This is a genomic window from Sphingomonas sp. (assembly GCF_019242355.1).
Taxonomy (GTDB): Bacteria; Pseudomonadota; Alphaproteobacteria; order Sphingomonadales; family Sphingomonadaceae; genus Sphingomicrobium.
This window is the reverse complement of the sequence record NZ_JAFAVR010000102.1, coordinates 1-8,657: the sequence shown is the minus strand read 5'-3', so window position 1 is coordinate 8,657 and position 8,657 is coordinate 1. Positions and strand designations below refer to the sequence as shown.

Sequence of the window (8,657 nt, the reverse complement as noted above, 5' to 3'; positions counted from 1 at the left end):
GTTCTCGCTGATTGCCGTGAGGGATGAGCATTCAAACGCCGAGCGAACCGGAGCGATGCAGCGAATGGTCGGTTGTCCCGCTCGTCGGAGGTCGAGGTGACGGATTATAGATGGCGGCCGCTCAGAGAAGCCGATCTTGACGCGGTGGCGGCGATCGCCGCCCTTACCTTCCCGCAGCACCCAGAGGATCCGGCCTGCTTCGTCGAGCGGCTTGCGCTCAGCCCAGCGTGGTGCTTCGGCCTGGAGGATGAGGCATTTACGCTCAAAGGTTACCTGATCGCCTACCCGTGGCCGCTCGGATCGATACCACCCCTCAACACGCTTTTGGGCTCGTTGCCGGAGCAGGGCGACGCGCTCTTTCTGCACGATCTCGCAATCCATCCAGATGCCGCAGGTTCAGGACAGGGCGCAAAGGTCATCGACGAACTTGCCGGGAAGGCCGTCGAAGCCCGCTTTACGGATATCGCTCTTATCGCGGTGAACCAAACGACGCCCTTCTGGCAGCGTCAGGGCTTTCGCGAGGAAGCGCCATCTGCGGGTCACAGCGCGAAGCTCGCCAGCTACGGCGCCGGCGCGCGCTACATGCGCCGCCACCTCGCTTCTGCCATCTGGGCCTGAAATGGGCTGCCGTGTCAGGCAGCGCTGAGCATTTCGCTTACCTTGCGCTTGAGGTCGTCAAGCGTGAACGGCTTGGTGAGCAGGGACATCCCCGGCTCAAGCAGCCCGTTACCAACGGCAGCGTTCTCTGCGTAGCCAGTGATGAAGAGGATCTTCAGATCAGGCCGGATCACGCGCGCCGCATCGGCGAGCTGCCGACCGTTCATGCCGTTCGGCAGGCCGACATCGGTGATGAGCAGGTCTATACGCGAGCCCGACTGCAGCACCTTCAGCCCGGCGGCGCCGTCCGCGCCGCCGATCACCGTGTAGCCCATTTCGTCGAGCACCTCGTCGATGAGGTGCCGGATGGTAGCCTCGTCATCAACGACCAGAACCGTCTCGCCGCTGCCGCCGCCGTCCGTGCTGGTCAGCGCCACCGCCTCGTCGCCCTCGGCATCGCCGATGTAGCGGGGTAGGTAGATGCACATGGTCGTGCCCTGACCCAGCTCCGAGTAGATCCGCACCTGCCCACCGGACTGGCGAGCGAAGCCGTAGATCATAGATAGGCCGAGGCCGGTGCCCTCACCCAAAGGCTTGGTGGTGTAGAATGGCTCGAACGCCCGCTCGATCACCTCGGGCGTCATCCCGGTGCCGGTGTCGGTCACGCATACCGAAAGGTACTGGCCGGGAACCAGGTCACGCGCTGCGGCTGCCCGCTCGTCGAGCCATTTGTTGGCGGTCTCGACCGTGATCTTGCCCCCGTGCGGCATCGCATCGCGCGCGTTGATGCACAGGTTGAGCAGCGCGTTCTCCAGCTGACCCGCATCGATCAGCGTGGTCCACAACCCGCCGGCGCCGACCACTTCGATGTCGACGGTCGCGCCGACCGTCCGGCGAAGCAGTTCCTCCATGCCGGCGATCAAGCGGTTGACGTTGGTGGGCTTGGGATCGAGCGTCTGCCGGCGCGAGAAGGCGAGCAGGCGCTGAGTGAGCGATGCCGCCCGCCGGCCTGCGCCCTGCGCCGCGCTGACATGGCGATCGACGTCCTCGAACCGGCCGCGGGCGACCCGAAGCTGCAACAGCTCGAGATTGCCCATCATGCCGGTCAGGAGATTGTTGAAATCATGGGCAAGGCCACCCGTAAGCTGGCCGACCGCCTCCATCTTGTGCGCCTGGCGCAGCGCATCTTCGGCCCTGGCGAGGTCCTCGGCGGCCTGGCGCTCGGCGGTCACGTCTCGACCCGTCGCATAGATCACGTCTCCGGCAGGAGCCGCGGCCCAAGAGATGCGACGGATCGAACCGTCCTTGTGGCGATAGCGGTTCTCGATCCGCAGTGAACCACCCTCGGCCGCGAACTCATAGGCGCCCGTCGTCTCGTGATGGTCTTCGTCCACCACGAACTGGTTGACATGATGGCCGACCAGTTCGCCAGCTGTATAGCCTAGCACGGCAGTCCAAGCGGGGTTTACGCGCCGGAACACGCCGTCGAAGTCGACCACCACCATGAGATCGGGCGACGTGTCCCACATGCGGTCGCGCTCGGCGGTGCGCTCCGCCACGCGCGCCTCGAGTGTTTCGTTGAGCTCGCGCAGCTGGACTTCGGCCTGTTTGCTTGCTGTGATGTCGCGCGAGATCGAAAGAAGTTTCTGCGGTTCACCATCCTGGCGGCCCATTGCGGTAACGATGACGTCCCACCATCGTGGCGTTCCGTTGAAGGTTTTGGCGAACCCTTGGAAGCGGCCGGTGCCGCCCTGCCTGGCCTCGTTGATCGCTTGGAGAGCCTGGGCGTGCTCCTCGCCGCTCCAGAAGTCGGGCCAGCACGCACCTTCGACGTCGCCGAAATCCTCGACCTCCATGATGCACATGCCGCCCTCGCTCATGAATTCGAGGCGGCCCTCCAGGTCGAGCACCTTGATGCAGTCCGCCGAACTCGCGAGGATCTGCCGGTTAAACTCTTCGCTGGCGCGAAGCTTGGCCTCGACAGCGCGGCGTTCGGTCTCGTCCCGCGCGATCTTGATGAACGCGGTGATCGTGCCCGTCGCGTCGTGGAGCGGCCGAACGGAGCCATCGACGAAGAAGCGCGACCCGTCGCGTCGCAGGTGCCAGCGCTCGTCGTTGGCGCAGCCTTTCTCGCGGGCGGTCGCGAGCTCCTGCTCTGGGACACCTGCGGCTCGGTCCTCAGGCGTGAAAACGAGATCGGCGGGCTGGCCGACGATCTCGTCCGCAGTCCAGCCGAAGACCGCCTCGGCACCCGGTGTCCAGTCGATCACCGCTCGATCCGGGGAGATGGTGAACACCGCATAGTCCTTGATGCCCTCGACGATCCGACGATTACGTTCCTCGCTGCTGCGTAGCGCGGCGTCCGACTCCCGCAGCCGCGCGATAATCGCTTGCTGTTCGCGGGCGAGGTGGTCACTGGCCTCCGCTTCGCCGCGGAGTCGGACGAGTTCGGTGACCTCCTCCACCCTATGGATGACGAGCGCGACCTTGCCGTCACTGCCGACGACCGGCGAGTTTATCGGCGTCCACCATCGCTCAACAAAGCGCCCGGACGCGTCGCGGACCGGGTAGCGCTGGACCGGCATGATGTCGGTCGCGCCGGTTGCCACGACGCGCTCTAGCGACTTGGTGAGGTTGCGGACACCGTCCGCTTCGGGGTCGTCGGGATCGTCGGGGTAGAGATCGAACAGCTTCCGTCCGATCTCCTGGGCACGCGTCGAGCCGGTGATCCGAAGGCGGGCATCGTTTGCCGCAACGATAGTCCATTCGGGCGGCGCCACGACGACGAAAGGGGTCGGGGCCGCCTCGAACAGGGCACGGAAGTCGGACGAAAGCCCCGCCGCCTCCATTGCCGCACCGAGCCGGCTCTCAGCCTCCACCCGGGCGCGCTCAGCCAGAACCTGCGCGGTGGTCTCGACCGCAGTGTTCAGGATGCCGACGACCGAACCGTCCTCGCCGCGAACCGGTGCAAAGGTGTAGAGCCAATGGGTCTCCACTTCTTGCCCGGCGCGGTTCAAGACGAGGCGCTGGCTTTCCGTTACGAAGCCACGGCCGGTCCGAGCGACCTCGGCGAGCTGCCCACCTAGTAGGTCGCTGATCTCCGACCAGACCTCAACGATCGAGCGGCCCAGGGCCCAGGGATGGCGATCGGCGAGGGTGGCCGCGTAGCCATCATTATAGAGGAGGCGGTATTCAGGACCCCAGAGCACTGCCGTGACGAGCGGCGAGGCGAGGCAGGCCGAGAGCGTCGACCGTAGCGATTGTGGCCAATCCTCGATCGATCCCAACTGGGTCGGCGTCCAATCGTGCGAAGCTATCAAGCGGCTCATCTCGTAACCGCCGGACAGAAACCCAAGGTGCGCGTCTGGCTTAGCTCCGTCAGTTTCGTGCATGCAAACGGTAGATCCCCGGAAGACAGCTCTCGCTCTTGACGAGCTTCGTTCGAGAAGAACGGTTGTTGGGCGGTTCCGCTCCGGCTCGGACAAGCCACCTCCGGTGCCCACGCCGGCCCGGTTCAATATAGCGATGGCCAATCATGCCGGCTAGCGATCGCCAGCATAAGCGTCGCGTGGTCCCAACCTGAATCTGGCCCTTGGGGCCAAGACGCGTATCACCAACGCCCAGGCGATGATCTACTAGCGAGCTGAATTGCGCAGATGCTCGCCGGGTGCTGAACACGGTCGGCATCACTCCGCGAGGAGGAAGCGAGCCCGTCTTACAAGTCAAGTCCGATATCCGGCTGCAGCTTCGAACAACGAAAACCGTGCGAACGGCCGCAACTGATAGGTATCAACCCGACCGTTTGCGAAAATCCCACAGCCGGATGCCCATCTTGCGCGCCTTGTCGGCGAGATTGTTCTGGATGCCGGTACCGGGGAAGACGATGACGCCCTTCGGCACAGCTTCAAGCATCGCGTCGTTACGTTTGAATGGCGCAGCTTTCTTATGGCGCTCCCAGTCGGGCTTGTAAGGCTTCTGCGGCACGTTGCGGTCGCGTGCCCAGCAGGCGGCAATCCGTTCGGCGCCCGTCGGTGTCGCGCCATGCAGCAGGATCATGTCCGGAAGCTGCGCGTGCACCCTGTCAAGCGTAGCGTAGATCAGCTGATGGTCGTTGAAGTCGGCTCCGCCCGTGAAAGCGATCCGCACGCCATCCGGATTGAGGACACGAGCATCCTGGTAAGCACGCTTGTCGATCTGCTTGCGGCTATCGAGGACGGCTGACGTCAGCATGTTGCGATTGACCATCGCGCCAGAGCGCGGGAGCCACGCCTTGCGAATGTGGGTGCGAAACTGGTCGGCGGCCGCGTCGCGCAGGAATTCCATGGTGTCGCGGCGTTCGATCATCGTGATGCCCTCGGCGATGCGACGTTCCAGCTCGACCGATTTGACTTCGCTGCCGTCCTGCTCGCGCTGCAGGCGCTGCTGCGCTCGCTCATTGTCGTCAAGTTCGCGCTCGACCCGCTCGCCGGCACGGTGGAAGACATTGACGATGCCCCAGGCAAGATCCTCGAGATCGGGTTCGATGCGCGTGTCGATCAGTGAGGAGACCAGAGCGTCGAAGATATCTGAGATCGCGCCGGCCGTTGTGCGGGCGTCGGGCAACGGGCGGTGATCGGGTTCGTCCTCGAAGGGGCGATGTCCGTAGAGCTGCATTTCCTGCAGGAGATAGGCGGTGGAACCTGGCTGCGGTTCGTCCGCGTCATCATGGGTTTCGATCGTCATGCGAGCCTCCGTCGATGGAGCCGCGCCTCTCGCGGCCTTCCTGGCGACGCCCGGCGGCGGGCGGTTCGGGCTTGCACCGCGCGCTCGCGGCGCGGCCGAAGCGCAGCGGAGGATGGCGGAGCGCGGCTATTTTGCTTCGCGCTGCAAAGGGGCGCAGCCCCGGCGGAAAATAGCCGCGGCGGAGCCATTGCCGGCCCGAGCCGGTTGCCGCAGTCGCCCTCTGAAGGAAGGCCGGGCGCGGCAGGCCCTCACGGTGGTGGTCTGGCGATGGTGCCGTCCACGAGGCGAACGCCGTCTCTGGCTCATCTTATCTTCAGGAGATGCTCGACATCTTCGGCGCGAAGCTGGGCGCGCACGCTCGCCGCCAACCGTTCCCGGCCAAAAGCACGCAAGTCGCTGTTGAAGTCGTCAAGCCGCGGTTCGAGCGGCACAATCTCGATTCGGGTTTCGCCTGCACGGTCGGTCAGCGTCGCCAATGCGCCCGTGCCAGCGGGATCATCATCGCGGGCGACATAAAGGCGTTTCAGATTGGCCGGGAACAGGATCGCGGCGAGATGGGCGGCGGACAGGCCCGCGATCGTCCCGGTGGTGGGCATGACCTGACGGAGCGACAGCATGGTTTCGATGCCCTCGCCCGCGAGCATGACCCGTCCGCTTCGCCCGAAGCGAACGCCGTGGCCGAGAAGATGGCCCATCGCACGCCGCGGATAGGCGACCGGCGCCTTGTCGGACCCGTCGAGCGTCAGCCAGGTGCGATGGACGCCGGTGACGGTGCCGTCGAGATCGGTGACGGCCGCGATCATTGCGGGCCATGCCGGCCGAACGTCGGGATCGTCGTCTTCAGATGCGCGATACCAGCAATGCGGATGATAGCCGAGCGCATCGCAGCCGGTGAGGTCGGTGATGCTCCGAGTTGCGAGATAGGTCGCGACAAGGCTGCGGGCGATCGGCTTCGACGCAGCGCGCAGGCGACGGGATGCTTCGGGCGTGCCGGTCGGCACCTTGCTTCGACGCTCCGGCTTCTCCTCGACCGGTGGTGGCAACGGCATGCTGAGGAAGCGGCGAGCTTCGTCCAGCGTCTCGCGCATCGTGCGGCAATCGCCAGCGGCGGCGATGATGTCGAGCAGATCGCCATGATCGCCGCTCTGCGCATCAGTCCACTTGCCGGCGGCGCCGCGCCCGTCGGTAGACGCGGACAGGCGGACATAGAGACTGCGTCCGGGCGTGTTGTGCACGTCGCCAACAAGCCAATAGCGGCCTTCCTTGCGACCCTTGGACAGATAGCGCCGGCAGACGGCCTCGGCATTGTCGGCGAGCCGCTGGGAAAGGTTCGAAGCGATGGAGGCCATATACGTCTCCAAAGATAATGGGGCCTGCCGATCCGACAGGCCCCAAGGTCACAAGGCCGTTATTCAGCCGCGATGGCAAAGGGCTCCTCGACCCCCTCACCATCGTGCTCCGGCTCCGCTCCGGACGCCACGGCTGGTTCACCGTCGATTGCCGCCGGTTCTTCGAAGGGGTCGGCAGACGGCGTGCGCAAAGGCTCGGCAAGCCAGCCGCTGTCGGCAAGCAGGCGTTCGGCTTCTTTGGCCATGTCGGGCTTCTTCAGTCCGGCGATGCGGGCCGAAACGTCCGCACCTTTCGCTTCGCCGACGGCGCTGAGGATGCGAACCTTCGTTACGCGACCAAGGTAGTTGTCGACGGTCGCGGTCCAACCGGCAGCGACCATGTCGAGGTCCGCAGCGCGGCCGAGGACGTGACTGTGGTCGATCCGCCCCGCGACGGCCCGCGCGGAGACGCGGCCCTCGTTGAAGCGGTTGGCCGGTTCCCACACGGCATTGACCCCGAACGACGCGCAGTGCGCGAAGAGCGCCGCCTGGTCGTCGGCGCTGAGCGCGGTCAGCACCTCCCACAGGTCTTGCGGCTGGTCGGGCAACCGTGCCGCCCAGCTCTCGTGCCGTTCGTCGATCGCACGCGCCGACGGACTGTCGTTGAGCCCCGGCGCATGCGTGCCGAGGCTGCCGCCGCGAACCGAGATTTCCACGCAGCTCGTGCCCGACGAGTAATGATAGAACGTGTCGAGCGCGAGCGCGTGGAGAACGGCCGCGAACGCGACCTGCGGATGCGACGCCACCGCATTGCGCAGCGCGAGCGTGCGGTGGGTGGTCAGCTCGGTGACCAGCCGGTCGGGCAGCGGCCGCAGCAGGTCGTCATGCTCGTCCTCATCGCCACCGTCCTCGGCACCGGTGGCGCCGCCGACGGATACGATGGCGGGACCGTAAGCGTCGTCTTCCGTCCGATCATCAGAGTCGTCTATCCCCGCGGCGGCCTGCTCGTCGCGTTCAACGGTTTCCTCGGCCGGCTCATCCTCCGGGCGGATGTAGCCGCGCTCGATGTAGAGCGAGCCGTCGATGTCGATGCTGACGAAGACGCCGGCACGGGCCATCTCGGTCGGCTGGTAGACGAGCGGTCGCGAGACGATCGCGCTGATCTCCTCGTCGATGGCGGTGACGCGGGCATCGACCTCGTCCGGCACGTCGCCGGCGCCCGACCATTCCGCTTCGAGTGCCTCGGCTTCCTCGCGAAGGGCGGCGAGCCGGACCTCATCCTCCTCGGTCATCTCGGGCTGGTCGCCGTCGATCGCGCGCATGCCGTCGTCATAGTCGTAGGGAAAGTCGACCGCGACCGCGACCCACTTCCAGCCTTCCTCGCCGATGCGCGCGCCTTTGGCCTTCAGCTTCTCGTCGACCATGCGATCGAGCAGGGTAATATCCTGCAGCCACCCGCCCTGATCGTCCTCGAACAGGTCGCGCAGAACGTACCCGCCGGCCGCCTCGTAAGCGTCGAGGCCGACGAAGCGGACGCGCTTGTCGGTCGCGCGCACCGCATCCTCGGTGAGCTTCGAGCGGATCATATAGGGCTGCTTGTTGTAGCTCGACTGCAGCAAGTCCCAGACCTGCTCATGTCGCTCATGATCATTAGAGACCGAGAACGCCATCAGCTGCTCGAGGGTCATGCCGTCTTCGGCATAGACATCGTGCAGCTTTGGCGAGACGGAAGCGAGCCGCAGCCGCTGCTTCACGACAGCCGGCGTCGTCATGAACGTGGCGGCGACGGTCTCGATGTCGGTGCCCTGGGTCACGAGCTGCTGCATCGCGCGGAACTGGTCGAGCGGATGCAGCGCCTCGCGATGGACGTTTTCGGCGAGCGAGTCTTCCTCGGCCGAGATCTGATCATCGTCGCGGACGATGCAGGGCACCGGCTCGGTCTTCGCCATCCGGCGCTGCTTCACCAGCTTTTCGAGCGCACGGAAGCGGCGGCCGCCGGCCGGCACCTCG

Annotated in this window: 5 protein-coding genes; 1 reads left to right on the top strand and 4 read right to left on the bottom strand. The window is 65.6% G+C overall.

Going from position 1 to position 8,657, the window contains the following annotated elements; translation table 11 throughout:
• Nucleotides 1-144 precede the first annotated feature (144 nt).
• Entirely contained in the window at nt 145-618 is a 474-nt protein-coding gene (locus JOZ79_RS04800) for a GNAT family N-acetyltransferase (protein ID WP_294071357.1), read from the top strand.
• A gap of 14 nt (nt 619-632) precedes the next feature.
• On the opposite strand, the gene JOZ79_RS04795 is transcribed toward JOZ79_RS04800, so the two are convergent.
• The 4 genes from JOZ79_RS04795 to JOZ79_RS04780 all read right to left on the bottom strand — a co-directional run.
• Entirely contained in the window at nt 633-3,926 is a 3,294-nt protein-coding gene (locus JOZ79_RS04795; RefSeq protein ID WP_294071354.1) for a PAS domain S-box protein, read from the bottom strand.
• A 460-nt stretch (nt 3,927-4,386) separates the two neighbouring features.
• Nucleotides 4,387-5,319, bottom strand: coding sequence for a DUF2493 domain-containing protein (locus tag JOZ79_RS04790; protein WP_294071351.1), 933 nt, complete (start codon nt 5,317-5,319; stop codon nt 4,387-4,389).
• Nucleotides 5,320-5,621: 302 nt separating this feature from the next.
• Complete coding sequence (locus JOZ79_RS04785) at nt 5,622-6,668, bottom strand: toprim domain-containing protein (protein WP_294071348.1); 1,047 nt, start codon at nt 6,666-6,668, stop codon at nt 5,622-5,624.
• A 59-nt stretch (nt 6,669-6,727) separates the two neighbouring features.
• Nucleotides 6,728-8,657 (bottom strand): ParB/RepB/Spo0J family partition protein (locus tag JOZ79_RS04780; RefSeq protein WP_294071345.1); only part of this gene is annotated, 1,930 nt, incomplete at its 5' end.

Coding starts and splice junctions, on each gene's coding strand:
- JOZ79_RS04795 (WP_294071354.1), bottom strand. CDS start 3,926: ATGAGCCGCTTGATAGCTTCGCACGATTGGACGCCGACCCAGTTGGGA.
- JOZ79_RS04790 (WP_294071351.1), bottom strand. CDS start 5,319: ATGACGATCGAAACCCATGATGACGCGGACGAACCGCAGCCAGGTTCC.
- JOZ79_RS04785 (WP_294071348.1), bottom strand. CDS start 6,668: ATGGCCTCCATCGCTTCGAACCTTTCCCAGCGGCTCGCCGACAATGCC.